This is a genomic window from Streptomyces sp. NPDC015139 (genome assembly GCF_043079785.1).
GTDB lineage: Bacteria > Actinomycetota > Actinomycetes > Streptomycetales > Streptomycetaceae > Streptomyces > Streptomyces albidocamelliae.
Map to the genome: position 1 here is coordinate 71,963 of NZ_JBIBUW010000013.1, position 26,044 is coordinate 98,006.

General features: G+C 70.6%; 23 protein-coding genes and 1 pseudogene. 13 read left to right on the forward strand and 11 right to left on the reverse strand.

The genetic code is table 11. The annotated features are described in order from the left end of the window. Nucleotides 1-1,264: 1,264 nt before the first annotated feature. Complete coding sequence (locus tag ACF08B_RS30145; RefSeq protein WP_392320304.1) at nucleotides 1,265-2,473, forward strand: Ig-like domain-containing protein; 1,209 nt, start codon at nucleotides 1,265-1,267, stop codon at nucleotides 2,471-2,473. Nucleotides 2,474-2,996: 523 nt separating this feature from the next. Beyond that, nucleotides 2,997-3,287: a hypothetical protein gene (locus ACF08B_RS30150; protein ID WP_392320305.1), complete on the forward strand. Its 291-nt coding sequence runs from the start codon at nucleotides 2,997-2,999 to the stop codon at nucleotides 3,285-3,287. Here the strand turns inward: ACF08B_RS30150 and ACF08B_RS30155 are convergent. From ACF08B_RS30155 to ACF08B_RS30165, 3 genes are all read right to left on the reverse strand, one after another. Next, a complete protein-coding gene (locus ACF08B_RS30155) occupies nucleotides 3,284-4,174 on the reverse strand; it encodes a glycoside hydrolase family 19 protein (protein ID WP_392320306.1) in 891 nt (296 codons plus the stop codon). The two genes, ACF08B_RS30150 and ACF08B_RS30155, sit on opposite strands and share 4 nt — an antisense overlap. A 1,082-nt stretch (nucleotides 4,175-5,256) precedes the next feature. Continuing rightward, nucleotides 5,257-5,856, reverse strand: a complete 600-nt coding sequence (locus tag ACF08B_RS30160) for a TetR/AcrR family transcriptional regulator (RefSeq protein ID WP_392320307.1) — start codon at nucleotides 5,854-5,856, stop codon at nucleotides 5,257-5,259. A 62-nt stretch (nucleotides 5,857-5,918) separates the two neighbouring features. Further along, nucleotides 5,919-7,214: a PucR family transcriptional regulator gene (locus tag ACF08B_RS30165; RefSeq protein WP_392320308.1), complete on the reverse strand. Its 1,296-nt coding sequence runs from the start codon at nucleotides 7,212-7,214 to the stop codon at nucleotides 5,919-5,921. 188 nt (nucleotides 7,215-7,402) lie between these two features. Here ACF08B_RS30165 and ACF08B_RS30170 point away from each other — a divergent pair, with 188 nt between their 5' ends. From ACF08B_RS30170 to ACF08B_RS30190, 5 genes are read left to right on the forward strand one after another with little or no spacing between them, the layout of a single operon-like run. Then, nucleotides 7,403-8,161, forward strand: a complete 759-nt coding sequence (locus tag ACF08B_RS30170) for an ABC transporter ATP-binding protein (protein ID WP_392320309.1) — start codon at nucleotides 7,403-7,405, stop codon at nucleotides 8,159-8,161. Beyond that, nucleotides 8,158-8,964: an ABC transporter ATP-binding protein gene (locus ACF08B_RS30175; RefSeq protein ID WP_392320310.1), complete on the forward strand. Its 807-nt coding sequence runs from the start codon at nucleotides 8,158-8,160 to the stop codon at nucleotides 8,962-8,964. Before ACF08B_RS30170 ends, ACF08B_RS30175 begins: the two co-directional genes overlap by 4 nt. Before the next feature lie 5 nt (nucleotides 8,965-8,969). Continuing rightward, nucleotides 8,970-9,851, forward strand: coding sequence for a branched-chain amino acid ABC transporter permease (locus tag ACF08B_RS30180; RefSeq protein WP_392320311.1), 882 nt, complete (start codon nucleotides 8,970-8,972; stop codon nucleotides 9,849-9,851). After that, nucleotides 9,848-10,996: a branched-chain amino acid ABC transporter permease gene (locus tag ACF08B_RS30185; protein ID WP_392320312.1), complete on the forward strand. Its 1,149-nt coding sequence runs from the start codon at nucleotides 9,848-9,850 to the stop codon at nucleotides 10,994-10,996. Before ACF08B_RS30180 ends, ACF08B_RS30185 begins: the two co-directional genes overlap by 4 nt. 5 nt (nucleotides 10,997-11,001) lie before the next feature. Further along, nucleotides 11,002-12,279, forward strand: a complete 1,278-nt coding sequence (locus tag ACF08B_RS30190) for an ABC transporter substrate-binding protein (protein ID WP_392320313.1) — start codon at nucleotides 11,002-11,004, stop codon at nucleotides 12,277-12,279. A 106-nt stretch (nucleotides 12,280-12,385) separates the two neighbouring features. Here ACF08B_RS30190 and ACF08B_RS30195 read toward each other — a convergent pair whose 3' ends face one another. Together ACF08B_RS30195 and ACF08B_RS30200 are read right to left on the reverse strand one after the other, a co-directional pair. Continuing rightward, nucleotides 12,386-14,002, reverse strand: a complete 1,617-nt coding sequence (locus ACF08B_RS30195) for a cation acetate symporter (protein WP_392320314.1) — start codon at nucleotides 14,000-14,002, stop codon at nucleotides 12,386-12,388. Then, nucleotides 13,999-14,535 carry a DUF485 domain-containing protein gene (locus ACF08B_RS30200; RefSeq protein ID WP_392320315.1) on the reverse strand — a complete coding sequence of 179 codons (537 nt, stop codon included), beginning with the start codon at nucleotides 14,533-14,535 and terminating at the stop codon, nucleotides 13,999-14,001. The genes ACF08B_RS30195 and ACF08B_RS30200 overlap by 4 nt, the downstream gene beginning before the upstream one ends. Before the next feature lie 270 nt (nucleotides 14,536-14,805). On the opposite strand from ACF08B_RS30200, the gene ACF08B_RS30205 reads away from it, so the two are divergent. Together ACF08B_RS30205 and ACF08B_RS30210 are read left to right on the forward strand one after the other, a co-directional pair. Then, nucleotides 14,806-15,813, forward strand: a complete 1,008-nt coding sequence (locus tag ACF08B_RS30205; RefSeq protein WP_392320316.1) for an NADP-dependent oxidoreductase — start codon at nucleotides 14,806-14,808, stop codon at nucleotides 15,811-15,813. Next, a complete protein-coding gene (locus ACF08B_RS30210) occupies nucleotides 15,810-16,613 on the forward strand; it encodes an SDR family oxidoreductase (protein ID WP_392320317.1) in 804 nt (267 codons plus the stop codon). Before ACF08B_RS30205 ends, ACF08B_RS30210 begins: the two co-directional genes overlap by 4 nt. 189 nt (nucleotides 16,614-16,802) lie before the next feature. Here ACF08B_RS30210 and ACF08B_RS30215 read toward each other — a convergent pair whose 3' ends face one another. The 5 genes and pseudogenes from ACF08B_RS30215 to ACF08B_RS30235 form a co-directional block, all read right to left on the reverse strand. After that, nucleotides 16,803-17,045, reverse strand: a complete 243-nt coding sequence (locus ACF08B_RS30215; RefSeq protein ID WP_392320318.1) for a DUF5302 domain-containing protein — start codon at nucleotides 17,043-17,045, stop codon at nucleotides 16,803-16,805. A 214-nt stretch (nucleotides 17,046-17,259) separates the two neighbouring features. Further along, entirely contained in the window at nucleotides 17,260-18,660 is a 1,401-nt protein-coding gene (locus tag ACF08B_RS30220) for a DEAD/DEAH box helicase (protein ID WP_392320319.1), read from the reverse strand. A 132-nt stretch (nucleotides 18,661-18,792) separates the two neighbouring features. Beyond that, nucleotides 18,793-18,987 (reverse strand): annotated as a pseudogene (locus ACF08B_RS30225) (DUF3592 domain-containing protein); the annotation flags it as partial. A 60-nt stretch (nucleotides 18,988-19,047) separates the two neighbouring features. Beyond that, complete coding sequence (locus ACF08B_RS30230; RefSeq protein ID WP_392320320.1) at nucleotides 19,048-20,139, reverse strand: PP2C family protein-serine/threonine phosphatase; 1,092 nt, start codon at nucleotides 20,137-20,139, stop codon at nucleotides 19,048-19,050. A gap of 369 nt (nucleotides 20,140-20,508) precedes the next feature. Further along, entirely contained in the window at nucleotides 20,509-21,219 is a 711-nt protein-coding gene (locus tag ACF08B_RS30235; RefSeq protein WP_392320321.1) for an ArsR/SmtB family transcription factor, read from the reverse strand. A gap of 70 nt (nucleotides 21,220-21,289) precedes the next feature. Between ACF08B_RS30235 and ACF08B_RS30240 the strand changes: the two genes are divergently transcribed. The 3 genes from ACF08B_RS30240 to ACF08B_RS30250 all read left to right on the forward strand — a co-directional run bounded on the left by ACF08B_RS30240 (nucleotide 21,290) and on the right by ACF08B_RS30250 (nucleotide 24,187). Beyond that, complete coding sequence (locus ACF08B_RS30240) at nucleotides 21,290-22,099, forward strand: hypothetical protein (protein WP_392320322.1); 810 nt, start codon at nucleotides 21,290-21,292, stop codon at nucleotides 22,097-22,099. 190 nt (nucleotides 22,100-22,289) lie between these two features. Next, nucleotides 22,290-22,841, forward strand: a complete 552-nt coding sequence (locus ACF08B_RS30245) for a SigE family RNA polymerase sigma factor (RefSeq protein ID WP_392320323.1) — start codon at nucleotides 22,290-22,292, stop codon at nucleotides 22,839-22,841. Beyond that, complete coding sequence (locus tag ACF08B_RS30250; RefSeq protein ID WP_392320324.1) at nucleotides 22,838-24,187, forward strand: PQQ-binding-like beta-propeller repeat protein; 1,350 nt, start codon at nucleotides 22,838-22,840, stop codon at nucleotides 24,185-24,187. The genes ACF08B_RS30245 and ACF08B_RS30250 overlap by 4 nt, the downstream gene beginning before the upstream one ends. Here the strand turns inward: ACF08B_RS30250 and ACF08B_RS30255 are convergent. Then, nucleotides 24,118-24,672, reverse strand: coding sequence for a hypothetical protein (locus tag ACF08B_RS30255; protein ID WP_392320325.1), 555 nt, complete (start codon nucleotides 24,670-24,672; stop codon nucleotides 24,118-24,120). The two genes, ACF08B_RS30250 and ACF08B_RS30255, sit on opposite strands and share 70 nt — an antisense overlap. Before the next feature lie 53 nt (nucleotides 24,673-24,725). Here ACF08B_RS30255 and ACF08B_RS30260 point away from each other — a divergent pair, with 53 nt between their 5' ends. Beyond that, a complete protein-coding gene (locus tag ACF08B_RS30260) occupies nucleotides 24,726-25,967 on the forward strand; it encodes a hypothetical protein (RefSeq protein ID WP_392320326.1) in 1,242 nt (413 codons plus the stop codon). Nucleotides 25,968-26,044: the final 77 nt, after the last annotated feature.

Sequence of the window (26,044 nt, forward strand, 5' to 3'; positions counted from 1 at the left end):
GCGTTTCCGCACTTCCGGCCACCGCGGCCGACGCTACGGATTCCGGAGGATGCCAGGACGATGATCAGAAGTGGAACTCTCCGCACCACATTCCGTTTCTCGTGAAATACCGCCGCAATACTTCGCGCCCGGCCAAGAGGACGCAAAATGCGGAGTGCGTGGTGGTGCGACTTTCGGGGCGTGCTCTGTGCGATCCCGGCGAGGACATACCGTCGCCCGATTTGCTGAAAGTTGAACCGCATGTCAGGACGGTGATCCCCCCACCTCCGCTTCACGACCGGCCCGCCACCTTCGCCGGACGTCCCGCGAGGCCCTGGACGCGGGATCGGGGCGGCGCCCACGCCGACCTCCGGGCCGCACATTCCGGCGCGGGTGCGGTACGCCGGGATACGCACCTGCGTCCGCCGGCGTCAGGTGCCCCGCCGCACGGCGAGCATGGCGGCCATGCGCGAGGGGCGGGCACCCCGGGCGGCGGCCGGTCCCGATCGACGCCCGGATCAGGCCCTCACCAGCCGTAGCCCTCCGACTCCGGACCGGCGCGAGGGATCACGATCGGACGCCCATGTCCCCCGCCCGCTGCCACCGCTGCCCGGAGACCGTGGCCGGCTTCGCAGCCGGAACGACGCACACGGGCGTGCCCTTGCGGCGCGGGCAGCATCACCCGCGTCTCGAAAGCGCCGTTGAGCCGTCGCGGCGCGCCGCTCGGCGACGAGAACGCGCCAACCTCCTCGGCTACGTCCGCCTCCCCGTACGGTCGGGGCCGCACCTTGTCCGCACCGACCGAAGGGCCGCACTGTCCGCGGCAGACCTTCGGTGTCCCCGTGAACCGGCACGGACGCCCGGCCGGGGCGGACGGGCTGTCGTGATGCCACCGTGCCCCTCACCAACACCGTCGGCGGCTCCGGCATGGCCACCGCTCCTACTCACCGACGGACGCCCGGCGAGGTGACAGGGACCTGGGGCGACTGGTGCCACGGCATGGCGGACCGGGTCTTTCCCGGCGCCGGGGCCAGGCGCCGTGCGAGGGGTGTGACCTGCGGGTTCGGTGCTGTGGCAATCGTGGAGCCGTGACATACCACGACTGGGGGCGAGGCGCTCGAAAACATGCGTGGCCTGCACCACAATTTGCCCTTTTTCGGATAGATGCCGGGCTATATATGGTTATGGAGCCAGGACCGTTCGTCCGGCGATCAGCTCGGGCACACAAAGACCATGGACACGGGAGAAGCGTTTGCTCACGGCACGTAAACGACACGCCGGGCTGGTGACTCTGGCCGGCGCACTCGGCGGCGTACTCGCAGTTACGGCCCTCGGCGGCACCAGCAGCGCTGCGACCAGCAGCAACGACGCCGGCAGCGACCCGAAGCCGTCGGCGCAGGCGCAGGTGGATCCCGCCCAGGACGCATCCGACGCCCGAATAACGATCACGCCCGGCGAGGGTTCCCACAACGTCGGGACCACGGACCCGGTAGGGGTCACCGTCAGCAAGGGCAAACTCGCCAAGGTGACCATGACGGCAGTCGCGACCGGTGCCGAGGTTACGGGCACCCCTTCCGCCGACGGCACGTCCTGGAAGCCGAACGGTCCGCTGCAGCGGGCCACCAAGTACCAGATCGCCGCGAAGGCCGTGGACACCAAGGGGCGCTCCGCAGCCGGGAACGCCACGATCACCACGGTCTCCCCGGCCAACGACTTCATCGGGCACCTCTCCCCCACCAACGGCTCGACCGTCGGAGTGGGCATGCCGGTGACGGTCAACTTCGACAGGGCGATCACCGACAAGGCCGCCGTGCAGTCCGAGATCCAGGTCAGTTCCAGCAGCGGACAGCAGGTGGTCGGGCACTGGTTCAACGACACTCGCCTGGACTTCCGGCCTCAGACCTACTGGAAGGCCGGCTCCACCGTCACCGTGAAGCTCACCCGCCTCGGTCTCCAGAAGACGGTCACCTTCAAGGTCGGCCGGAGCCAGATCAGCACCGTGGACGCCAAGACCAAGCAGATGACCGTCGTGCGGGACGGCAAGACGATCAAGACCATCCCGATCTCGTCCGGCAGCCGCGAGCACCCGACGTACAACGGCCGGATGGTCATCTCCGAGAAGTTCCGGCAGATCCGTATGAACGGCGCGACCGTCGGCCTCACGGAGAAGGACGGGAAGCCCTCCTACGACATCGAAGCCGTGCCGCACGCCATGCGTCTGACGGACTCGGGCACCTTCATTCACGGCAACTACTGGGGCGCCAAGTCGGTCTTCGGCAAGCTCAACACCAGTCACGGCTGCGTGGGCCTGAAGGACGTCAGGGGTGGAGGCGACGGCAAGCAGCCCGCCGCGTGGTTCTTCGACAACTCGATGATCGGCGACGTCGTCGTCATCAAGAACTCCGAGGACAAGAGCACGCTGTCCCCGGACAACGGCCTCAGCGACTGGAACATGCCGTGGAGCGCGTGGGTCGCGGGCAGCGCGACCGGCTGACCCAGGCCACTCCCGCTGGCGGGTCCGCTGGGTCGTCGTCGTTGCGAGCGGCTGTCAGCGCAGGATGCTGACAGCCCGCGCGACCCCTGGGAGCGCCGCCAGTGACACCGCTCGTGGCTTATAGTCTGCGGCGAGAAAGCTGCGGCGCGAGAGCTCGTGTCGACGACTGGGGGGTCCCATGATCTTCGGCCACGGACGGGCCGCGGCCACAGCCGCTCTGACGCTCGTAGCCTGCGCCGGCCTTGTGGCCTGCGACGACGGCCCCGGCTCGGCAGCGAGCCCGAGCGTCGTGCCCACGGTTGCGCTGAGTGCGTCGGCATCCGCGACGTCCGCGGCCTCGCCCACGCCGACGAAGTCGCGGCCGGTCACCGGTTCCATCGGTCCGAGCGTGGTGCAGAGGACGCCCTCGGTCCCCACCACCAAGGCGGGGGCCGAGGCCTCTCGACCGACGGCAGCGCCGAGCTTGGCTGCTGCCGCCGCCCCGTGCGAGAACCTGCCGGCCCCCGCGGACGTGAAGCTGGCTGTGACCCAGGCCTGGGAGCACGCCAAGGGGGTCGGTCATATCCAGCCGAAGCCGGGCAACTTCTACTACGGCGGCTGCGGCACCACGCGGTACGCCGCCGTCCGCTTCGAAGCCGGTGCCGGCGCGGCGGGCGAAGACCGGGTCCAACTCCAGGACGAAGGCTCGGGCCTGCAGTTCTTCCGCCGCGCTCCCGGCGCCGGATGGGGGTTCGTCGGCTCCGACGCGTATCCGGCCACCGACGACTGCTCCCGCTTCGCCCCCGTCGACCTCGCACGCGCGTGGAACTGCTAGCAGTAGAGGTTGCCGCCGGGTGACGTCCCGAGGATCTGGGCGAACCGCTGGTAGGCGTCCACACGGCTCTGGACCTGTGCCGGGTTCTTGCCGTCGCACTCGAGCGAGCCGTTGATGCTGCGGATCGTCTGGCCGAAGCCGGCGCCGTTGACCATGGCGTTGTGGGGCGTCATCGTGCCGGGCCCGGTCTGGGTGTTCCAGTACCAGAGCCCCGTCTTCCAGGCCACGGCCGCGTCGTTCTGCACCAGCCACGGGTTGTTGAGCAGGTCGATGCCGAGGGCGTCGCCCGCGGCTTTGTAGTTGAAGTTCCAGCTGAGCTGGATGGGGCCTCGTCCGTAGTAGGCCGACTGTCCGGCCGGGCAGCCGTACGGCCGGCTCCAGTCGCAGTAGTGCGGATAGTTGGCGGTGTTCTGCTCCACCACGTACACCAGACCACCGGTCTCGTGGCTGACGTTGGCGAGGAAGGCCGCGGCCTCCTGCTTCTTGACCGCGTCGCTCCCGGTGTTCGCGAAGGCGGGGTAGGCGCTGAGAGCCGCGGTGAGGCCGCTGTACGTGTAGAAGGAATTCCGGTTCGGGAACATCTGGTTGAACTGCGCCTCGCTCACCACGAAGGTGCCGACGGGGGTCCCGGAACCGGTGTCGCAGCCGTACGGCTCCCAGAACCAGGTGCTGATGATCGGGTCGTAGCCGGGGTTGTCGTGTTCGGCGATGTAGGCCTTGCCGTCGGAGTAGCGCACGATGTCGCCGGTCCTGTACTGCCTTCCGGCGACCCAGCTCGGGTAGCTCGAACACGCGGCGGCCGACGCGTCGGCGGCCGGCAGCAGGACGGGCACGGTGCTTCCCAGGACGAGTGCGGTGACCACGGCGGAGAGGCGGCGTTTCGACACAGGGTCAACTCCTTTGTGGAGCACGGCCGCACCGGTCGAGGGCAGCGCGGAGCCGGGGCTCGTGGAAACGTGCCGATCGGACCGGCGACTGCGTGGGTGCGGCCGTGGTGGGGGGTGTGGGAGCACACTCAACCGCTTTGGTCTGTACCAGTCAAGGGTGTAGACCAGTCACCGGCTCCGCTCGGCGTGCGCTCAGCCGCCCGACCACCGCACTCCGGTATTCAACAACCCATTCGGCAGAGTTACTTGCCCCACTTTTCCTCCCGCGGATGAGTACCCGTGCGATGCCCCCCGTTGGCCCCAGTAGGACCGAAAGGGGCGCTTGATGGACTACTGCAGCCCGTGCAGCCGCACGCTCAACGGCGCTGTGACCTGCCCGGAGTGTGGGGCCTACGACCCCGGCGTGGCACAGCCGAGCGATCGGAGTGACGGTGCTCCGGCCGTCGAAACCACACTGCCGGGGCCCTACTTGATCGACGGGTCGAACTCCCCCGGGTCGCCCCCTCCGGGATCACCGACTGTCTCAAAAGACCTGCCGGCCGACCGGTACGACCGTCAGGCGCTCCTGAAGAAGTACGCCTTCCGGTCGCTCGCCGCGGCCGCCTTCACCCTCCTCGGAGGGCTGGGCACCGCCACGGTGTTCTCCCAGTCGACGGCCCCCCGGGCAGCCTCGATCCCGGACCAGCCATCCACGGACGAGCCCGGGGCCCGTGTTCCCGATGAACAGGCTTCACCGGAGCGCGCGAGCACGCACCCGGCCCGGAAGGGCGTCCGGGACAGTCGCGGTGACGATGTCCGGCGTCCACTGCCGGCGACTCGCGGTACTGTGCCGACCTCTCGGCCTTCCGCCCGCGCCACCGCCCCCGCGTCTTCACCGGCGAAGGCGACGCCGAGCCCACGAGCCTCCAGCAGCAGCCGCCGCCCCAGTTCGCCTCCGCGGACGGCAGCCCCTTCCACGAGGCCCTCCACCAGCCCTTCCGCCAGCCCTTCCGGCAGTACCAGCACCTCTCCCACCAGTAGTGGCTCGCCCAGCGGCACGGGTGAGGCCGGTGGTGGCTGACGCACCGCCGGCTCCGGCGACCTCAGCCGGCCCGTGCGGACAGATGGATCAGGATGCCGCACACTTCGTCCACGATCTCCCGGGCCTCCGTCTCGTCCCCGCAGTCGCCCAGCTCACGTGCCGCCCCGCCGATGACGGTCGTCAGCACGCTCACCCGGACGCGGCCGGCGCGTCGCCGCTCGTCCACCTCCAGCAGCCGGGCGTTGCGCCGTACCCATGCGCGGTCCCACTGCCTGCGCAGCGCGTCGAAACCGGCGGGGCCGTCGTCGTCCGCGAAGAGCCTGCCGAGCTTCCGGTTGTCCCAGGCGCCCTCCAGGTACGCCCTCGCTCCCGCCACGAAGAGGGCGATGGGGTCGGCCGTACCCTCGCTGCGTTCGGCGGCCAGCGTGGCCGCGGTCCGGTGCTCCTGTTCCTCCCGGAACTCCTCCCACAGGGTGAGGTAGAGCCCTCGCTTTCCGCCGTAGTGCTGGAAGAGGGTGCCTACCGGGATGCCGGAGCGCGCCGCGATCTCAGTGAGGCCGGCGTCGGTGTAACCACGCTCGGTGAACACGTCCAAGGCGGCCTCCAGCAGCGCGTGCCGCGTCGACCGGTCCTGCCCTGCGGCCCCCTCCGGGAGGTCCATGCTCCCCCGAGCACCTGGCAGTTGACGTGCGGCCTCGGTCCCCGCGGACTCCATGATCCCGCTCACTGGCACTCCTCACTCTCCCCGGCCCCGTCACGGATGGCGAGGGCGACCAGCAGTTCCAGGAGGTCGGCGATCCGGCGCGGATTGCGGCCGGTGCGTTCCTCGATCCGACGCAGCCGGTAGTGCGCCGTGTTGTGGTGCACCCGCAGCCGGCCGGCGGCCAGCCGCAGGTTGAGGTCCGCCTCCGCGAAGGCCCGGATGGTGGTGGCCAGTGTGTCGCCGCGTTCGCGGTCCTCCTCCAGGAGCGCCCGCACGCGGGGATCGACCAGTTGACGCGCGAGGTCGTCGGCGCGCAGAGCCAGGTAGTCGAAGGGCGACAGTCGCGGCAGTGCCGCCACCCCGCCCGCGCTCGGCACCAGGTCGAGGGCGGCCCGCGCCTCCTCGTAGGCCCGGGGCAGTTCGGCGGCACCCCGGGCGACCGTACTGATGCCCATGCAGAGCTTGGTGCCCTGGCGCGCGAGCCGCTGCTGCACGGCCTCGAAGTGGGCGCATATGTCGACCGCGTCCATGCCGGCCCGGAGCACGGGTACGGCCACCACCTCGCCATGGCGCACGACGACCAGCGTCCGGCCGGCCCAGGGCCCCGCGACACTGATCGACGCGCTGGTGGCATACCCGTTCTCGGCCGAGGCGTGGTCGCCCGTGCGTGTGTCCCCCACGCACACCGCCACGACCGCCATCATCGGCGAGCGCGGTCCGAGGCCGTACGCCTGGGCCGCGGCCAGGAGCGGACCGCGCGTCGGTGCCACGCCCGCCAGGAGCTGGTCCAGGAGGTCCCTGCGTTCCCGGTCCGCGTCCGCCACCACATGCTGCTGGTACTCGACGTAGGCCTGCGCGGCGTGGGTGCTGGCGTAGTCGACGTAGCGCATCAACGGGGTGACGAGCGACAGAGCGGCCTGCTGGGCCTCGGCTGACGTACCCGCGCAGTCGAGCAACGCGTCCCACATCACCTGCCGGCCGACGCGGAAGGCGCTGATCCAGTCCTCCAGGGCGAACCCCGCGCGGGCCCGGCGCATGGCTGCCGCGCGGCTGAAGACCAGGTCCTCGGCGGCGATGTCGCGGTCACCGGCGAGCGCCGCCAACTGCATCCGGTAGTGCTCCAGCACCTGCTCGCGGACGTCGTCGAAGAACCGTTCGTCCTGCAACGCGTACGACGGGATCTCCGCGCGCATCACGTCGACGGCGGTCTCCGCCACCTCCTCGACCCGGTCGTGGACGGCGTGCAGGATCCGCCACCGCTCCCGCAGGAGCGGTTCGGAGAGTTGAGGGGGGCCCAGGGCGGGACCGCGAGGCATGGCGCCGATCGTCGTCGCCCGACTCGTGCCGCGTCAACAGGCTCGGGGTGAGACATCTCCCGCGACCTGTGCGCGGCGCACAGTTCGGCGACCGGGAAGTTGGGTGCTCGCACCCAATGTGCGCCTGGGAAGCCCCCACCTACTGTGACGCTCGCCCAACTCCCAGCACCTCGGAAGGGGCGTCACTCATGCTCGCTGTCGACGGTATCACCGTGCGCTTCGGCGGGATCACGGCACTGGACGGTGTCGGGTTCACCGTCGAGCCGGGCACCGCCGTGGGGCTCATCGGGCCGAACGGAGCCGGCAAGACCACGTTGTTCAACTGCCTCACCCGGCGCTGCACTCCCGTCGGCGGAGAGGCTCGATTCGAGGACGAGGACCTGCTGGCCCTCGCTCCGTACGCCGTGGCCCGGCGTGGCATCGCCCGCACCTTTCAGAACCTGGGTCTGTTCCCGCGGCTCACGGTCCGGGAGAACGTCATGGTCGGCGCCCACAGCCGGGGGCACACCGGACACCTCGCCGCGGCGCTCCGGCTGCCCCGCGTACGGCGGGAGGAGAGGGAACTGCGTGACCAGGCGGACGACTTGCTGCACCGGCTCGGTCTGGCGGACATCGCGGAGCATCCGGCCTCGGGACTGCCGTTCGGCACACTCAAGCGGGTCGAACTCGCGCGGGCGCTCGCCGTACGGCCCCGGCTGCTGTTGCTCGACGAACCCGTCAACGGCCTCAGCCACGGCGAGGTCGGACAATTCGCGGATCTGGTCCGGTCGGTGCGCCGGGAGTTCGACCTCACGCTCGTGGTGGTCGAACACCACATGGGCTTCGTGATGGGCCTGTGCGACAAGGTGGTCTGCCTCGATTTCGGCCGCAAGATCGCCGAAGGGCCGCCGGAGGCGATCCAGCGCGACCCGGCGGTCGTCGAGGCGTACCTGGGGGTCGCCGCATGAGCGCGCGGACCGGCGAACCCGCCGAGACCCGGGCGGACGCGCAGCCGGACTTTCTGACGGTCCGCGGTCTGCACGCCGGATACGGCCAGGCCCGCGTGTTGCAGGGGCTGGACTTCTCCGTCGCCCGTGGCGAGGTGTGCGCGATCCTCGGACCGAACGGCGCGGGCAAGACCACGATGCTGCGGGCGCTGTGCGGAATGGTCCGCGGCCGCGGTTCGGTCACCCTGGACGGCTCCGAGCTGCTGGGCCGCTCGCCCGAGCAGGCCGCCAGGCTCGGCGTGGCGCACGTCCCCGAGGGCCGGGGCACCTTCAACGACCTGACCGTCGAGGAGAACCTGCGCATCGGCGCCCACCTGCGCACCGGCTCCCGGTCGCGGGGCCGCGCCGAACGCGCGGCCGTGGCGGGCGACCTGGACCGGATCTACGGCCACTTCCCCAGACTGCGCCAGCGGTCGCGGCAGGCGGCCGGCAGCCTCAGCGGCGGGGAGCAGCAGATGCTCGCCGTCGGCCGGGCGCTGATGCTGCGACCCGTGCTGCTGATCCTCGACGAGCCGTCCCTCGGGCTCGCGCCGCTGGTCACCCGTGAGCTGTTCGAGATCGTCCGTGCCGTCAACGAGGAGGAACGCACCACCGTGGTAGTCGTCGAGCAGAACGCCCAGCTCGCGCTGGACATCGCGCACCAGGCGCACGTACTGGAGGCCGGCCGCCTGGTGCTGTCCGGACCGGCCGCACGGATCCGCGAGGACGGGCAGGTCGCCGAGGTGTACCTCGGTGTCTCCGTCCGTGCGCGGAAGGCCGGGTGAGCGCGGTGACCGATCTTCTCCAGCAAGTGGTGGAAGGGCTCGGATCCGGTGCCGTGTACGCCAGCCTCGCGCTGGCCCTGGTGCTGATCCACCGGTTCACGGGGATCGTCAACTTCGCGCAGGGCGAGCTGGCCATGCTCTCGACGTACGTCGCCTGGCAGCTGGTCGCGTCCGGGATGCCGTTCTGGCTGGCGCTGCCGGTGACCCTCGCGGTGTCCTTCGCCGGCGGCATGCTGGTCGAGCGGATCGTGATCCGCCCCGTGCGGGGTGCGCCCGAGCTGACGGTGGTCATCGTCACGGTCGGTCTGTTCGTCTTCGTCAACGCGCTGGCCGGCCTGGTGTGGTCGTTCACGGTGAAGGACTTCCCGCAGCCGTTCCCCGACGGCGGGCTCGATCTGGCGGGGGTGCGTCTGGACTGGTCGACGCTCGGGATCCTCGGCGTGGTGGCCGTCGTGATGGGGCTGCTGTACGTGCTGTTCCAGCACACCTCCGTCGGCTTGGTGATGCGGGCGGTCGCCTGCAACCCGGACTCCGCCCGGCTGTCGGGCATCCGGGTGGGCCGGGTGCTGATGCTCGGCTGGGGGCTGGCCGCGACGGTCGGCGCGGTGTCGGGCGTGCTCGTCGCCCCGGTGCTGTTCCTGGAGCCCAACATGATGGGCGGGGTGCTGATCTACGCGTTCGCCGCGGCCACCCTCGGTGGTTTCGACAGCCCCGTCGGTGCGGTCGTCGGCGGCCTGTTCGTGGGCGTCGCCGAGACGCTGACCGGGGCGTACGTCGACGTGGTCGGTGCCGATCTGAAGGTGGGCGTCCCCCTGGTGATCATTCTTGCGGTCCTGCTGGTGCGGCCCGAGGGCCTGTTCGGACGGGCGGCGGTGGAGCGGGCATGAGCACGATCACAGAGGCGCTCGGCACCGAACGGGCCCGGCGGCTGCGGGCCGCGCTCACCACGCTGGTCGTGGCGGCGGTCGTCGTCTACGCACCGTTCTACCTCGCCCCCTTCCAGGTCTTCCAGCTGACCATGGTGCTCCTGTACGCCGTGGCACTGGCCGGCCTGAACCTGCTGGTCGGTTTCGGCGGGCAGATCTCGCTCGGGCACGGCGCCTTCTTCGCTGCGGGGGCCTACACGGCGGCGGTCATGCTCGACCGCTACGGCACCGGCCACCTGGCCACGCTGCCGGTGGCGGCCGCCGGATGCTTCCTGCTGGGCCTCGGGTTCGGCGTACCCGCCCTGCGACTGCGCGGGCTGCACCTGGCCCTGGTCACCCTGTCGTTCGCGGTGTTCCTGCCGCCCCTGCTCAAGCGGCTCGAACCGGTGACGGGCGGTTCCATGGGCCTGACGGTGGACAAGATGCGGCCGCCCGTGTGGAGCGGGCTGGCCGAGGACCAGTGGACGTACTTCGTCGTCCTGGCCGTCGCCGCGCTGGCCCTGCTGCTCGCCCGCAACCTGCTGGCGTCCCGGGTCGGCCGGGCACTGTGCGCCGTGCGGGACGACGAGAGCGCCGCCGAGGTCATGGGCGTGCGGTTGTCGCTGCACAAGACCCTGGCCTTCGCGTGGAGTTCGATGTTCGCGGGGATCGCCGGGTGTCTGTACACGTGGGTGATCGGCTTCGTCTCGCCCGACTCCTTCAGCTTCGTGCTGTCCATCACCCTGCTCGCCGGTCTGGTGGTCGGGGGGCTCGGTTCGCTGTACGGGCCCCTGCTGGGCGGAGCGTTCGTGATGTACGTGCCGAGCGTCTCGCAGGACATCAGCGAGGCGGCACCGGGCGTGGTGTTCGGGTTGCTGATCATCATGGTGATGTTCGTCGCCCCGACCGGGCTGGCCGGTCTGCCGGTTCGTGTCCTGAGCGCTGTCACCCGTCGTCCGCTCCGCACCGCCGCCCCGCTCGACGGGACGCCGGAGGCCGCCCCCGCGACGGAGGCGGAGCCGAAGTCTGGGGCCGGATCCGCACCCTCCGCGCCGCTTCCCGCCGCGGATCCCTCAGTTGTCGACGCCGAAACCGTGGGCGCTCCGCCCCGCACGGAAAAGGAATGAATCACATGCGCAAGACGACCGCTCTGCGGGCGGCCGCGGCCGCGACCGCCGCCCTGCTCACCGTGACCGCCTGCAGCAGCCGCCGGGACAAGGCGGAGCAGGACACCGCCGTCGACGGTGCCTGCAAGGGTCAGCAGACCACCGGCATCACCGACGACGCGATCAAACTGGGCGGGATCTACCCGCTGTCAGGACCCGCCTCCGCGTACGGCACGATCAGCAAGGGGGTCGGTGCCTACTTCGAGTATGTCAACGACAAGGGCGGCATAGACGGCCGCAAGGTGCGGTTCATCGTCCGGGACGACGGCTACCAGCCGCCCAAGGCGGTCGAGGAGGCCCGCAGACTCGTCGAGCAGGAGAAGGTCTTCGCCGTCTTCCAGACGCTGGGCACCCCGTCCACGGCGGCCGTGTGGGACTACCTCGACAAGCAGAAGGTGCCGCAGCCCTTCGTCGCCACGGGTGCCTCCGTCTGGGGCACGGACGACAGGCATCCCTGGACCATCGGGTGGCAGCCCAACTACGTGGCCGAGGCCCGGGTGTACGCCAAGTACCTCAAGGACACCAAGCCGAAGGCCAAGGTGGCCGTCCTCTATCAGAACGACGACTTCGGCAAGGACCTGCTCGGCGGGTTCGAGAAGGCGGTCGCCGGCAGCGGTGTGAAGGTGGTCGCCAGGGAGAGCTACGAGGTGACCGACCCGTCCGTGTCGGCACCGATGGCGAGCCTGTCCCGCTCAAGGGCGGACGTGCTGCTGGACGTCACCACCCCCAAGTTCGGCAGCCAGGCCCTCGCCGCCGACGCCAGGAACACCGGGTGGAACCCGCTGCACATCGTGAACAACGTGTCCTCGTCCGCCGCCGTGCTCAAGCCCGTCGGCTTCAAGAACGTGCAAGGCGTGGTCTCCGCGACCTACTTCAAGGACCCCGCCGATCCGCAATGGGCGGACGACCCCGACGTGAAGACGTACAAGGAGGCGCTGCACAAGTACGCCCCCGACACCGACCCGGACAACCAGTTCAACGCCTACGGCTGGGCCGTCGCCTCCAGCCTGCACAAGGCGCTGGACTCGATGAAGTGCCCGACCAGGGAAGGGCTGCGGGACGCGGTGCGGAACCTGAAGGACGTGCGGGTGGGGATGCTGCTGCCCGGCGTCACCATGTCCACCGGCCACGGTGACGCCTTCCCGCTGGAGACGATGCAGCTCATGCGGTTCAAGGGCGAGCGGTGGCACCTGTTCGGCAAGCCGGTGGACACCCGCGAGGAGTTCGGCCCGCTGACGAAGTGAGCCGGCGGCGCGGCCCCTGAGTGCCGGGTCCGCCGGTGCTCAGGGGCCGGGCGGACCACGGCGGCGGCTCCGAGGCCGCCCGCGTGGCCCGCCCGCGCCGCTGTGGTCATTCGGCCGCGGCGAGCAGCCGTGCCTCGCTCTCCTCGTACAGGCGACGGCTCTCTTGGCTGTCGGCGGCGCGGCGCCGATGCTCCAGACGGCTGCCCAGCCAGCCCGCCAGATAGCCGAACGGGATGGAGACGAGTCCGGTGGACTGCATGGGGAACCAGTGGAAGTCCGCGTGCGGGAAGACCGCGGCCGGCGTGCCGGACACGGCCTTGGAGAAGGCCATCAGCACCAGCGCGCAGGCCGCGCCGCCGTACAGGCTCGCGAGCAGGCCCGTGCGCGTGAAGCCGCGCCAGAACAGTGAGTACGTCAGCGCGGGGGCCACGGCCGACGCCCCGATGCAGATGGCCAGCGTGGTCAGTACGGCGACGTCCCAGTTCTGGACCAGGACGGAGAGCGCGATGGCGGCGATGCCCACGGCCACGCTCGTCCACGCCGCCACCGTCATCTCCGTACGGGGCGCGGCCCGTCCCCGCCGCACGGCGTGCGCGAACAGGTCGTGGGCGAGCGACGAGGCCGCGGCCAGGGTCATTCCGGCGACCGAGGAGAGCAGGGTGATGAACACCGTGCCCGCCATGGCCGCGTAGAGAACCGTGGTGCCCGCGGTGCCGGGGCCGTCGCCGAGCGCCCGGGACAGCATGAGCACCGACGCCCGTCCGTGCGGGTCGGCCGCGGTGATGAACCGCGAACCCACCAGGGCCGCCGCGCCCGTACCCATGATGATCACCAGCAGGCAGAACGTGGTGACCGTACCGACCGCCCACGACATGGAGCGACGAACGGCCGGCACGTCCCGTGCGGAGTACAGACGCATCGTGATGTGGGGCAGGCAGGCCGCGCCGAGGATCACGGTGATCTGGAGACTGGCGAAGTCCAGCCGGTCGACGGCCGAGGTACCCAGTTGCAGGCCCTGCTGGAAGAAGGCGGGGCCCGCTCCGCTGCCGCGCCGGGCGGCCTGGAGCACCGCGTCGGGGCTCCAGTCGAAGCGGTTCAGGACGAGGACGGCGACGGCCGCGCTGGTGCCGAGCAGGAGCACGATCTTGATCATCTGGATGAGCGCGGTTCCCTTGATGCCGCCGAGGGCCGCGTAGATGATCATCAGGCTGCCGACGAGGACGATGCACGTCGTCCTGGCGCCGGTGACGTGCGGGAGCCCGAGGATGAAGGTGAGCAGTGATCCGGCTCCGGAGAGTTGGACGACCAGGAAGGGAAGGGTCGCGCTGAGCGTCACCACGCAGGAGGCGATACGGGTCGCACGCCCGGGCATGTTGCGGGCCAGGACGTCGCCCATGGTGAAACTGCCGACGTTGCGCAGCGGTTCGGCCAGCAGGAACATCAGCAGCACCAGCGAGAGGGCGGTGCTGACCGCAAGGACGTAACCGTCGTATCCCGCGAGCGCGATGATGCCGGTGGTGCTCAGCACCGTGGCCGCCGAGATGTAGTCGCCCGCGATCGCCAGGCCGTTCTTGAGTGGCGTGAGCGTGCGGTAGCCGGTGTAGAAGTCCGTCAGGTCGTCGCGGTCCGAGCCCGCCAGCACGCACATCAGCAGCGTGAGGGTCACCAGGGCGGTGAAGAGGACCAGGACGACGGTCTGCGTCCCCGTGCCGAAGTCGTTCATCTCGCCGCCCCGCCTTCCAGGTCCGTCCGGGGGACCGCCCGCTCTCGCACGGCGCGCGCGAGCGGGTCCACGGAGCGTTCGGCGCTGCGGCCGTACCAGAGGACCGCCGCGAAGGTGACGACGAGCTGGAGGACCCCCAGGGCCATGCCCAGGCTCAGATCACCGGTGATCTCGGCCCCCATCAGATCCGGCGCCCAGCAGGACAGCAGGACGTACACCACGAAGGAACCGAGCGCGGTGAGCGTGGAGACGCGGCGGAGCACGCGGTAGGCGGACCGCAGGGCGTCGAGGTCGCCGCCGTGCCGGTCCGTCCCGGACGCGGACGGCCGGTAGCGGGGCGTCTGCCCGTACGGGTCGGGCCAGTATTCGTCGTATGTATACGAGTTGTCCTGCGGAACGCCGGGTCCGTACGGCGCCTGCCGCCCGGGGGACCCGCCCCAGGGGGCATGGGCAGGGGGCTCGGTCTGCGGCTGCTGCCATCCCGACCGCGCCGGGGGTGGGTACGGGTACGGGCTGTCGTCGGGAAATGTCATCGCAAGGCCTTCCGGTGCGGCTCGGGTGCGTGGGAGGTCGGCGGTGAAGCTCGCTGTGTGACGGCGCACGATACCGACTGGTTGGAATGCCTGATAAGGCTGCCGAGTGTCACGTTTCGAGGTCGAAGCGGTGATCGTTCGACCCGTGGCGGTCCTCGCCCCGGGACCGTAGCCTCTGGGGTACGCGGGCGACTTGTGGGGAAGATCACTCCCCCCGACCGACCTACTGGTCGGTATGGTCTCGGGGAACCGCCAACGACAGGAGGCGCGATGTCCGCGACCAACCGGCAGATCCGTCTGGCAGCCCGCCCCGTGGGCGAAGTGAAACCCGAAGACTGGGAGCACCGTTGCGAACCCCTTGAGGACCCGGGTCCGGGCCGGTTCACGGGCCGGACGGTCGCCATCTCACTGGATCCGGCCATGCGGGGCTGGTTGGACGACCGACCCTCCTACCTGCCGCCCGTGGGCATCGGCGAGGTGATGCGGGCCGGGTCGGTCGTCGAGGTCACCGCCTCCGACCACCCGGACTTCCAGCCGGGCGATCACGTGGTCGGCACGTTCGGCGTCCAGGAGTACGTGGTCTCCGACGGCCGGGGCGCGATGAAGATCGACACGTCGCTCGCCCCGCCCTCGACGTATCTGGGAGCGCTGGGCATGCCCGGCATGACCGCCTACTTCGGCCTGCTGGACGTCGGAGCGCTGAAGGACGGCGAGACCGTCGTGGTGTCCGGGGCCGCCGGTGCGGTCGGCACCATCGTGGGGCAGATCGCGAAGGCCAAGGGCTGCCGGGTCGTGGGCATCGCGGGTGGGCCGGAGAAGTGCGCGCTGCTCACCGGCGAACTCGGCTTCGACGCGGCGATCGACTACCGGGCCGACGACGTCAGGAAGGCGCTGCGTGAGCACGCACCCGACGGCATCGACGTCTACTTCGACAACGTCGGCGGAGACATCCTCGACGCCGCGCTGACCCGGCTGGCGATGCACGCGCGCGTCGTGGTCTGCGGCGCGATCAGCCAGTACAACAACGCCACGCCCGTGAAGGGGCCCTCGAACTACCTCACGCTGCTGGTGCGCCGTGCCCGGATGGAGGGCTTCGTCGTCTTCGACTACGCCAAGCGCTACGCGGAGGCGGCGCAGGAGATCGCCGCCTGGATCGGCGACGGCCGTATCAAGGTCAAGGAACATGTGGTGAGGGGCACCGTGGACGACTTCCCCGAGACGTTGCAGATGCTCTTCCGCGGCGAGAACGTCGGCAAGCTCGTGCTGGAGCTGGCGTGACCGGGGCGGGGGACGTCGGCGCCCGGCGGCGCGAACAGAACGACGACAGCCCGCTCAGGGGGAAGGTGGCGATCGTCACCGGCGCCGCCAGCGGGCTGGGCCGGGCCACGGCGCTGGGGCTGGCGAAGGCGGGGGCGCGCGTGGTCGTCGCGGACCTCGACGCGCAAGGTGGCCGGGAGGTGGCCGACCTGGTCGGCGGCCACTTCCGCGCCTGCGACGTCTCGGACCTCGACGCCAATCACGCGCTGGTCGAGTTCACCCGGGAGACGTACGGCGGTGTCGACATCGCGCTGCTGAACGCGGGCGTGGCGACCGGGTGCGGCGTCGGTGAGGACTTCTCCCCCGCGCTCTACCGACGGGCGATGGGGGCCAACCTCGACGGCGTGGTCTTCGGTACCCACGCGGTACTGCCGGCGCTGCGGGCCCGCGGCGGAGGATCGATCGTGGCGACCGCGTCCCTGGCCGGTCTGGCGGCCGTACCGCTCGATCCCCTGTACGCGGCCAACAAGCATGCGGTCGTGGGACTTGCCCGCTCCCTGGGGCCGGCTCTGGCGCCGGAGAACGTGCGCTTCAACGCCGTCTGCCCCGGGTTCGCCGAATCGCGCATCATCGACCCGTTGCGCGGGATGCTCTCCGAGCAGGGTATGCCGGTCATCCCGGCCGAGACCGTCGCGGACACGGTGTTGCGGATCCTCACCGGTGACGGCACGGGTGAGTGCTGGTTCATCCAGCCCGGTCGCGAACCGGAGCCGTTCCGCTTCCGCAATGTCCCCGGCCCGGGCGTGCCCGCCGGCGTATGAGTCGCTCGGGGGCTTGAGAACGGTCGGTGGAGCCACGCCGCATCAGGGGCCGCCGGCCACGTCCTGGCCCCGTGCGACGTGATCCCCGTATGCACGGCGCCCGCAACGCGCATACGGGGATGCACGTTGCGGGCGACTGCGCGGGAGCACGAGTGCCGGTGAGGCGTTCCGCCCCGGAACCGATCGGACTCAGCCGCCGCTCTTGCGCCTGAACGACCGCTGGCTCGCGGCCGGACCGTGCGCCGCACGCACCTTCGACGCGTTGGGGTTGGCGGCGGCATCAGCGCCGTCCGCCTGGGCACCGCGCTTGCGCGCCAGGGCCTCGCGGAACTTGCGCTTGAGGTCGTAGTTGCCGTCGCTGTCCGGCGCCAGGGGCGAAGTCTCCGGGTCAACCGGCTCCGAACCTTCCGTGGAGACGGGCTCTGCGGTCATGGTGACCTCCTGGGTTCGGGGGTGGACAAGCACAGCTTGTCATGCCGGGCGCAGCGCGGGGCCGTGCAACATCATCTTGCTCCGTTTCGGCGGAAATCCCCTCCCTGCGCGGAGCGTTCGCCCCAGGGCGTGGGGGGCGCAGGACGGTCGTGCGGCCGGGCCGAGTATGCGCGAGCCAGTGGCCGGGGTCCGTCAGCCGACGGGGCAACCGCTCTCAGCCGTTACGGCGCACCTGAGCGGCCCGGCGGGCCTCGGCGAGCTTGCGGGCCTCGCCGGCCTTCCGGGACTTGCCGCCCGCGCCGCGGGAGGTGTCCTTGCTGGTGCCGAGGCCGCGGAAAGGAGCGTTGGTGTTCTTCTGGCGGGGGACGGCGGGGCCGTCGAGCGGGGTGCCGGAGGGAGCCTTGGCGCCGGTGATCCGGCTCAGCTCCGCCTCGCCGGAGCGCACCTTGGTGACGGTCGGCTCGATGCCGGCCTCGGACATCATGCGGCTCGTCTCGCGGCGCTGGCCCGTGAGCACGAGCGTGACCACGCTGCCGGACTCCCCCGCGCGGGCGGTGCGGCCAGCCCGGTGCACATAGTCCTTGGGGTCGGTGGGCGGGTCGACGTTGACCACGAGATCGAGGTCGTCGACGTGCAGGCCACGGGCCGCGACGTTGGTCGCCACCAGGACGGTGATCTGGCCGTCCTTGAACTGCGCGAGGGTCCGTGTGCGCTGCGGCTGGGACTTGCCGCTGTGCAGGGCCCCGGCGTGCACCCCGTTGGCCCGCAGATGCCGGGTGAGCTGGTCGACGGCGTGCTTGGTGTCGAGGAACAGCAGGACGCGGCCGTCACGGGCGGCGATCTCCGTGGTGACGGCGTAGCGGTCGGGGCCGTGGACGACCAGGACGTGGTGCCGCATCGTCGAGACCGTGCCCGCGGACGGGTCGACCGAATGGACGACGGGGTCGCGGAGGTAGCTGTGTACCAGGTGATCGACGTCACGGTCCAGGGTGGCCGAGAACAGCATCCGCTGTCCGTCGGGGTGCACCTGGTCGAGCACGTCGACGACCTGTGGCAGGAACCCCAGGTCGCACATCTGGTCGGCCTCGTCCAGGACGGTGATCCGTACCCGTCCCAGGCGGCAGGCGTTGCGTTCGATGAGGTCGTGCAGGCGTCCAGGGGTGGCGACGACCACCTCGGCTCCCTCGCGCAGCGCGGCGACCTGCCGGCCGATCGACATGCCGCCGACGACCGTGGCCATCCGCAGCCGCAGTGCCTCCGCGTACGGTGCCAGCGCCTCGGTGACCTGTTGGGCCAGCTCACGGGTGGGCACGAGGATCAGAGCGAGGGGCTGCTTCGGTTCGGCACGCCGCCCGGCCGTACGTGTCAGCAGCGGCAGGCCGAAGGCGAGCGTCTTGCCCGATCCGGTACGCCCGCGCCCCAGGACGTCGCGCCCCTTCAGGGCATCGGGCAGGGTGGCTGCCTGGATCGGAAAGGGTTCGCGCACCCCGAGTCCGCTCAGTGTCCGCAGCACCTCGACCGGCAGGTCCAGGTCGGCGAAGGAGACGGCCGGGGCCGTGGCGCCGGGCTGGGCGGGACCGCCGTGAGCGATGCCTGAGCCATCGGGGTGCTTCATGAACAGCCTTCCGCAGAGGAACGTACCGAGGAAGGCCCGGCAGGATCGAACAGCTACGCACAAGCGGAACCGAACAGCAGAATCGCCACCGCGACGACCACGCAAACGCATGACACTAACACACGGCCCGGGTCAAAGAGTGAGGACTCGGACGAGCAGCACCACCAGCGTCCCCGCCGTGAGCACCGCCCCCACCACGGTGAACACCTTGTCGACCACCGCTGTGTCCCAGCCCTGGATGGCGAACCGGCGCGGGTGCTCGGGGTCATAGCGCACGGTGACAGTGGCTCCTGCGCCGAGACGCCTTCCTGAGGACCCGCGGCCGAACCGGGGGTGTCGGTTGCGAGTGGGCCGGGTTCCGGAGCCGTGGCGACCGCGCGGCCGGCCTCAGGGTTCGCACAGGCGCACCGCGAGGGCCGCGATGTCGTCGTCGAGGCGTCCTCGGCTGTAGCGGATGAGGTCGCCGTGAAGGGCCGTGAGCAGTTCGCGCGGCGGCATCGGCGGCTGTCGGCGCATCCAGGCCGCCAGCGGGAAGAACGCGCCGTCGCCGGCGCGGGTCTCGATGACCCCGTCGGTATAGAGAAACAGCAGGTCACCTGGCGTGAAGTCGAAGCTGTCGACGCTGTACTGATCGCCGATCAGCTCCGCGAGGTTGAGCAGGGGTGAGGGTGCGGTGGGCTCGAGGACACGGAGTTCCCGCCGGTTCAGGAGCAGTGGCGGGGGATGCCCGCAGTTGAGGATCTCGAGGTGCCCGCCCCCGTGCGGGACCTCGACGAGAAGGGCGGTGGCGAAGCGCTCCAAAGTCCCCTCCAGGGGAAACGCGGCGTTGTAACGGATGCTGCTGGCGTCCAGCCGCCGCGCGACGCCGACCAGTTCGGCCTCGTCGTGGGCTGCTTCGCGGAAGGCGTTGACGATCGCCGCGGCCGCCCCCACCGCCGGCAGGCCCTTGCCGCGCACGTCACCGATGAGCAGCCTGACCCCGAACCGCGTGTCGACCACCTCGTAGAAGTCTCCGCCGATACGAGCCTCCGCCGCGGCCGCGAGATACAGCGACTCGATCTCGATGCTCCCGCAGCGATGCGGCATCGGACTCAGCACCACCTGCTGTGCCGCGTCGGCGACGAGCCGCACCTGGATCAGGGTCCGCTCCCGCTGGAGCCTGACGTGGCTTCCGTATGCGGCCGCCACGGTGACCGCGATGATCCCCGCCGACGTCCACCACGCGTTCAGACCGGGGAACACGAGGCTGAGTCCGATCATCAGAAGAAGGCAGACCGTCCCCAGCAGAACGGTGGGGAGTACCGGCCACATGGCGGCGGCGAGGGCCGGCGCCGCGGGCAGGAGGCGACTGAATGCCACCTCCGGCGGGGTGGTGTACGCCAGGCTGGCAATGACGACGGTCAGAAGAACCGGCGACAGCCGTACGAACCTGCCCAGGCCGGGGCGACGACGCAGCCTCGGCCCTCCAGACTCGATCACGCTTCACAGAATATCTACGCAACAGGGACATAGCGCCCTGGCGGACCAGGCGCGGCCCCAGTGCGCACGGTTCGTGTGCCTCGTTGACACCGCATTCGTTCGGCACGGCCCCGGAAATGGCGGCCCCCACCACCCCTGCCGATGGACGAGAGGCACGAAAGAAGGGCGTACGCCCCCGATCACCCAGCGTTCGACGGAGAAGGCTCACGATGACCACGGAAATCCAGGCCCGAACCTGGGAAGGTCGAGCGGTCGGCCGGGGCGGTGGCGACGACGAGGACGAGGACGACCGTGCCCGCCGGGGTGCTGGGGAGCCACTCGCGCAGGTGCAGCAGCAGGTGGCGCACTGCATGCCGCTGCCGTCGACGATCAGTGGCTCCTGGCCGGCGGTCCGGGTACGGGCCACGCCGCGGCGGTCTCGACGGGGAGGGCGGCGAGGCGCCACTCGAGCATGCCGTCGGCCAGGCGCTTCGCCCTGCGGCCCCGCTCGGCCAGGAGGCGGACGGCGTCATGGACGAGGACGCTGTTGGCGCCCCGGCAGTAGGCCACGATCTCGATGTCGGCGGGGAGTTCGGCGAGCCGGGCGTCGAGCTGGTCGAGGGGGACGGAGAGGGCGCCCGGGATGTGCCCGGCGGCGTACTCCTCGGCCGGGCGGACGTCGATCAGCGTGGTGGTACCGGCCTTGACCCGCTCCAGCAGTTCCTCGCGGGTGAGGTGCTCGGTGTCCTGGGGGCCGAGGTAGGCGGCGCGGGCGTGCTCGGCCTGGGCGAGGTGGGCACCGGCTACCTGCTGGAGCAGTACGTACAGGGCGGCGACGTCGTCACCGGCGAGCCGGTAGTGGATGCGCACCCCGTCGCGGCGTGTGGTGACGAGCCCTGCTCGCCTGAGGGCCTGCAGGTGCGCCGAAGCGGTGGTCAGACCGAGCCCGGCGGCCTTGGCCAGCGCGTCGACGCTGCGCTCGCCCTGGGCGAGGAGGTCCAGCAGTTCGAGGCGCTTGCCGTTGGCCAGCGCCTTGCCGGCCGTGGCAAGGGAGTCGAACAGGGCGGCCTTGCGGGCGGGGTCTCCCAACGCATCCTCCATAAATCCATGGAATACCGTATTAGTGGCTCGGTGGGAGTGCCATCCGTCTCGCCACACTGCTGGAGGACGCATGGGCTTCGCCGACGAGCGCCTGATACCTCTGGTCGACGAGGGACCGGGCGGCAGCGCCTGCCCGGTCGATCTCGGCGACGGCCGCGCCCTGGCCGTGGACGCCGCACGTGACCTGCGGACCCTGCGCGAGGGCGCCGAGGCCCGGGGGCTGAGCGTGGCGTTCGCCGCCGGCACCCACCCGCACACGGACTTCCGCACCGGCGCGCTCCAGTTCGCCGCAGACGACGGCGCAAGCGTGCTTGCCTCCGCAGCCGGCCGACGCACCTTCCCGCACACCGCGCTCGGCGACGGCGACGAGGTGGACCTGGGCGGCCCGACCCTGCGAGCCCTGAGCACTCCCGGTCACACCGGCGAGCACCTGGCCTTCCTGCTCCTCGACGGCGGCAGCGAGTTGGGGGGCTTCAGCGGCGGGTCGTCGATCGTGGGCCCGGCCGCCCCGCACCGGCCTTCAGGGCGCCGACCGGGCAGAAGAACTCGCCCGCGCCCGGTACCGCTCCCTGCGCCGTCCGACCGAACCGCCGGACACCGCAGCCGTCCGGCCCACCACGGCGCGGGCTCCTTCCGCTCGGCCCCGCCCGGAGCCGAGCGCACGCCCACCCTCCGCGCCGTGGGCGGCTACCGGCTCTGGTGGGACGGCGGATTCGCCGTCGGCGCGCTCCTCGCCGGAGCCCTCGCCGACGCCTACGGCCTCACCGGCGCCGTCTGGGCCGTCTGGGCCGTCTGGGCCGTCGCCACCCTCACCGCCGCCGCCGGCGTGGTCATCGCGGAACGGATGTACGCGACCCACCCGCGACCGGGCACGCCGTAAAGGCCCGGCTGTCCGACACTCTGGTGCCCCTCGCTCGATCGCCACGGCCGCCGATGATCCTGCCGCGTCGTGGGGTGGCCGATCGCCCGCTCCTCGACGCCGACTTGGTAGGAACACACGAACTCGCCCGCGGAGGGATAGCCACGGCTGACGCACCACGTCGTAGCGGTCGTACAGAAGGGGAGGGTCGATGGAGGCCTCGAGACAGGATGAGTACCGGGAATTCGTGGCGATGCGCTCCACAGCGCTGCTGCGGCTCGCGGTGCTGCTCACCGGCGGGGATCGGCATGCCGCGGAGGATCTGCTGCAGATCGCGCTGATGAAGGCTTACGGGCGGTGGGCGCGCATCGAACAGCCCGAGGCGTATGTCCGCCAGATCATGTACCGCCAGCAGGTCAATCGCTGGCGGCTGCGCAGGCACCATGCCGAGGTCACGGTGCCGGTGCTGCCCGAGTCCGGCAAGGAGGAGGGTGCCGGCGCGGACCTGGAACTGCGTGTCGCGTTGTGGGCGGCGCTCGGCCGTCTGTCGAAGCGGCAGCGAGCCGTGGTCGTACTGCGCTACTTCGAGGACCTGCCGGAGGCCGAGGTCGCGGCACTCCTGGGATGCCCGGTCGGCACGGTGCGCAGCACGGCACACCGGTCGCTGGCAAAGCTCCGGGCGCTCGTACCGGACCTCGACCCGGGTGGGCCCGGGGAACAGCAACTGCCGCTCGGCTACACGGCGAAGGAGATGCAGGCATGACGACGGAGCGGGTGGAGGACAAGGTCCGGGAGACCCTGCGAGCGGTCGCCCTGGACCAGGTGCGGGCACCGGGAGACCTCGCGCATCAGGTGGTACGGCGGCGCAGCCGGCGTCGTTTCTCGCAGGCCGCCGGGGCTGCGGTTGCCGTCGCCGCGATCGCGGCGGGGGCGATGCTCGGCCTCGGGGACGGAGGCGTGGCCGAACGGGGCCGGCCTGTGCAGTCGGCGGTGGCGCCGGAGGGCTGGAAGCCGTGGCAGAGCGGCGTTGCGGGAGCCAGTGAGCGGGGTTGTGTGGCGGACGGTTCCGCACTGTATTGCAGCGGGTCCGATGACGACGTTGCGAAGATCGACGCCAACACCGGCAAGCGGCTGTGGACGGTGAAGGTCAATCGCGAAGGCGACGGCATCGACCACCCCTTCGGGGTGCGCGACGGCGTGGTGTACGCGTACCGCAACCACACCGCGAAGAACCTGCCTGACGGGGACTACGCCGGCGGCACCGATCTGATGGCCGTGGACGCCGGCACCGGCAAGCGGTTGTGGACGGTCAAGATGCCGCAGGACGACCGCACCGACCAGGCCGCCATGCTCATCGACGGAGCGGTGTGGGCGAACACCCCGTCGCTGCGTACGATGTCGGCCCTCGATCCGCTGACCGGTCAGGAGAAGTGGCACTACACCTGGGCGAAGGGCATCGTATGTGAGCGGACCGTGCTGAGCGGTGTGCCCTACCTCCTGTGCACGCCGGACACCGAGGAAGTGCATGACACCGACGTCCTCCGTCTCGACCCCGCCACCGGGAAGGTCCACAAGGTGACGACCCTTCCCGGCAGGCAGCAGCCGCTCGGGACCTCAGAGGGGCGGATGGTCCTGATCGGAGCCGAGGACACGACCGGAGACAACTTTCGACTGACCACTCTCACCAGCTCCGGGAAGCGGACCTCACTGCCCGGGCAGATCGAGGGACACATGGCCAAGCTGGCTCTCGTCGGTGATCGTCTGATCGCCGTGTCCTGGAAGGGCCAGGCGTCCGCCTACTCGTTGTCCACCGGAAGGACTCTGTGGACCGGTCCGGTGGGCGTCACGATGCCCGACAAGAACGCGATGACGTCTCTCGCGTCTCCCGTCGGGTCGACGAGGCAGGGAATCGTGTACTTCCTCGGTGCCACCGGAGACATGTCGGGCCTCGACCTGCGCACCGGTAAGCAGCTGTGGAGCGGTCGCGTCGACATTGGCAAGCCGAAGCCCGGCGTCAACGACGCGCCCCAACTCCTGCGTTACGAGGATGTGCTGATCGCCAGGAACGGCAGCAGGATCTTCTCGCTCCTGCCGCGGATCGGCGCCTGACGCGAGGACCGTCGGCCGGGGCACCACCCGCGCCCCGGCCGACGTACCGGCGCGAAGCCGACCCGCGTCGATCCGGACGGCACCGGCGCACTTCGCTTCCGGGTCGATGTCTGTGTGATCCACTGGAACGACTGCTCGTGCTCGTTGCCCATCCAGGGCACCAGCCCGCCCGGGGCCGGGAACGGTGGATGCGGTTCCCAGGACGCCTGCCCCAGTCCCGCCGCCAACTCGGCGTTCTTTACCAGCTCGTCGAGCATGAACACGCAGTGGAAACCGTCGAACATGCCGTCGCCGAACGTCTCGACGAGATTGCCCAGGTCGGCACGACCGGCGACGGGAAGGCGGACATGACCTGGCGCATGCCCGTCCTCACCGCAGACCAGGTCACGGAAGTCAGGCCACAGGGTCCCGGCCACGACGGTCTGAAGCTGTTCGTCATCCAGCCGGCGATGCAAACACCGGACGCCGACAGTGGAGTTCAGCACCGTGCACACCCGTCAGCGCCACCAGGCAGGACTGCCTCGTTCCGGCCGTACTCATGTACGATCCGGCGATGCGCCTGCCGTGTACCGCTCGACGTGTGTTCGCTGGACTGGTCCTCGTTCTGGTCGCCGGTTGCGGGGCGGACGCTCCGCAGCATGCTGAGCCTCTTCCGAAGGATTCCGGCAGCCGCGCCGGACACGGGGCGCCGGAAGCCTGGACGTACACGTATGTGTCCGACGAGTTCGAGTACGGCACCGATGTGGCGGACATCGCCGTGGTGTCCCCCAAGGACGCCTGGGCCTTTCGCCAAGGCGCCGGCTCGGCGCAGGCGCTGCTGCACTACGACGGTTCCACGTGGCAGCCCTATGCGCTGCCGAGGGACGTGACCGAAGCTGCCGACGGGCGCATGGAGAGGGTGTCGCTGACGTCCCATCCGTCAGGCGACGTCTGGCTGATCGCGTCGGTCTCGCACGGACCTGGTTCGACCAACACGTCCTTCGTCGCGCGCTTCGACGGAACCACATGGCATGCTGTCCCACTGCCCGACCGCGAGCACGGGATCGGCGGCGTGCTCGTGCTGGGCCCGGCAGATGTGTGGGCTTCCGGCTCCGGCAGGACCGCCTGGCACTGGACGGGCCGCGGTTGGACTCGTAGCGCGCTGCCCTTCGAAGCCCAGCGCCTCGTCACCGATCCCCATGGCACCGTCGTGTGGGCCATCGGCAGCGAGCCCAAGCCCGGAACCGAAAAGCCGGCCAACCCGGACGCGCCCACTTCCCAGCAGCCTGCCTCGGCCCGCTGGGACGGAACGCGATGGCAACGTGTACCGATCCCGACGGATCTCACCCTGACCGACGGATACGACTTCAGCTCACTCATCACCGGCACGACCGCCGTCTCCGCCGACGAGGTGTGGGCGACGGGCAACTCCGGCACCGAACCGGAACCCTCGGAGGACGGCGACTACTACCCCGCCGATCAGCGGCCCTTCACCCTGCTCTTCGACGGCTCCCGCTGGCGCGTCCCCCAGGGCGGCGAACACCCGCCCGCGGCGGTGCTGAGCGCCAAGAAGATGCGGGACGGCGTCGGCCGCACCCATAAGATCGGCCATCCCCCGTACGTTCCCGGCGTCACCGGCAAAGTCACCGCCGTCGACCGCAAGCAGAAGCTTTGGCTCAACGAGATCACCCCCGTCCCCGGTACGGACGAGGTATGGGCAGCCGGCCAGATCGAACTCGGCGCCCACGGCGACGCGAACTTCAGCCGCGCCGTAGTGGTCCGCTACCGGATGCCCGGCTGACGCACCGCCCGAAGCCGTCGGTCGGCCGAGGGCTTACCGGACGCGGAGTGAAGAGACCAGAAGATCGTCCGCCCACC

Excerpts from the sequence above, each read along its gene's own strand:
- ACF08B_RS30160 (WP_392320307.1), bottom strand. The coding sequence starts at position 5,856 with ATGGACCTCCCGGAGGGGGCCGCAGGGCAGGACCGGTCGACGCGGCAC.
- ACF08B_RS30165 (WP_392320308.1), bottom strand. The coding sequence starts at position 7,214 with ATGCCTCGCGGTCCCGCCCTGGGCCCCCCTCAACTCTCCGAACCGCTC.
- ACF08B_RS30170 (WP_392320309.1), top strand. The coding sequence starts at position 7,403 with ATGCTCGCTGTCGACGGTATCACCGTGCGCTTCGGCGGGATCACGGCA.
- ACF08B_RS30175 (WP_392320310.1), top strand. The coding sequence starts at position 8,158 with ATGAGCGCGCGGACCGGCGAACCCGCCGAGACCCGGGCGGACGCGCAG.
- ACF08B_RS30185 (WP_392320312.1), top strand. The coding sequence starts at position 9,848 with ATGAGCACGATCACAGAGGCGCTCGGCACCGAACGGGCCCGGCGGCTG.
- ACF08B_RS30190 (WP_392320313.1), top strand. The coding sequence starts at position 11,002 with ATGCGCAAGACGACCGCTCTGCGGGCGGCCGCGGCCGCGACCGCCGCC.
- ACF08B_RS30195 (WP_392320314.1), bottom strand. The coding sequence starts at position 14,002 with ATGAACGACTTCGGCACGGGGACGCAGACCGTCGTCCTGGTCCTCTTC.
- ACF08B_RS30200 (WP_392320315.1), bottom strand. The coding sequence starts at position 14,535 with ATGACATTTCCCGACGACAGCCCGTACCCGTACCCACCCCCGGCGCGG.
- ACF08B_RS30205 (WP_392320316.1), top strand. The coding sequence starts at position 14,806 with ATGTCCGCGACCAACCGGCAGATCCGTCTGGCAGCCCGCCCCGTGGGC.
- ACF08B_RS30215 (WP_392320318.1), bottom strand. The coding sequence starts at position 17,045 with ATGACCGCAGAGCCCGTCTCCACGGAAGGTTCGGAGCCGGTTGACCCG.
- ACF08B_RS30220 (WP_392320319.1), bottom strand. The coding sequence starts at position 18,660 with ATGAAGCACCCCGATGGCTCAGGCATCGCTCACGGCGGTCCCGCCCAG.
- ACF08B_RS30235 (WP_392320321.1), bottom strand. The coding sequence starts at position 21,219 with ATGGAGGATGCGTTGGGAGACCCCGCCCGCAAGGCCGCCCTGTTCGAC.
- ACF08B_RS30240 (WP_392320322.1), top strand. The coding sequence starts at position 21,290 with ATGGGCTTCGCCGACGAGCGCCTGATACCTCTGGTCGACGAGGGACCG.
- ACF08B_RS30245 (WP_392320323.1), top strand. The coding sequence starts at position 22,290 with ATGGAGGCCTCGAGACAGGATGAGTACCGGGAATTCGTGGCGATGCGC.
- ACF08B_RS30250 (WP_392320324.1), top strand. The coding sequence starts at position 22,838 with ATGACGACGGAGCGGGTGGAGGACAAGGTCCGGGAGACCCTGCGAGCG.
- ACF08B_RS30260 (WP_392320326.1), top strand. The coding sequence starts at position 24,726 with ATGTACGATCCGGCGATGCGCCTGCCGTGTACCGCTCGACGTGTGTTC.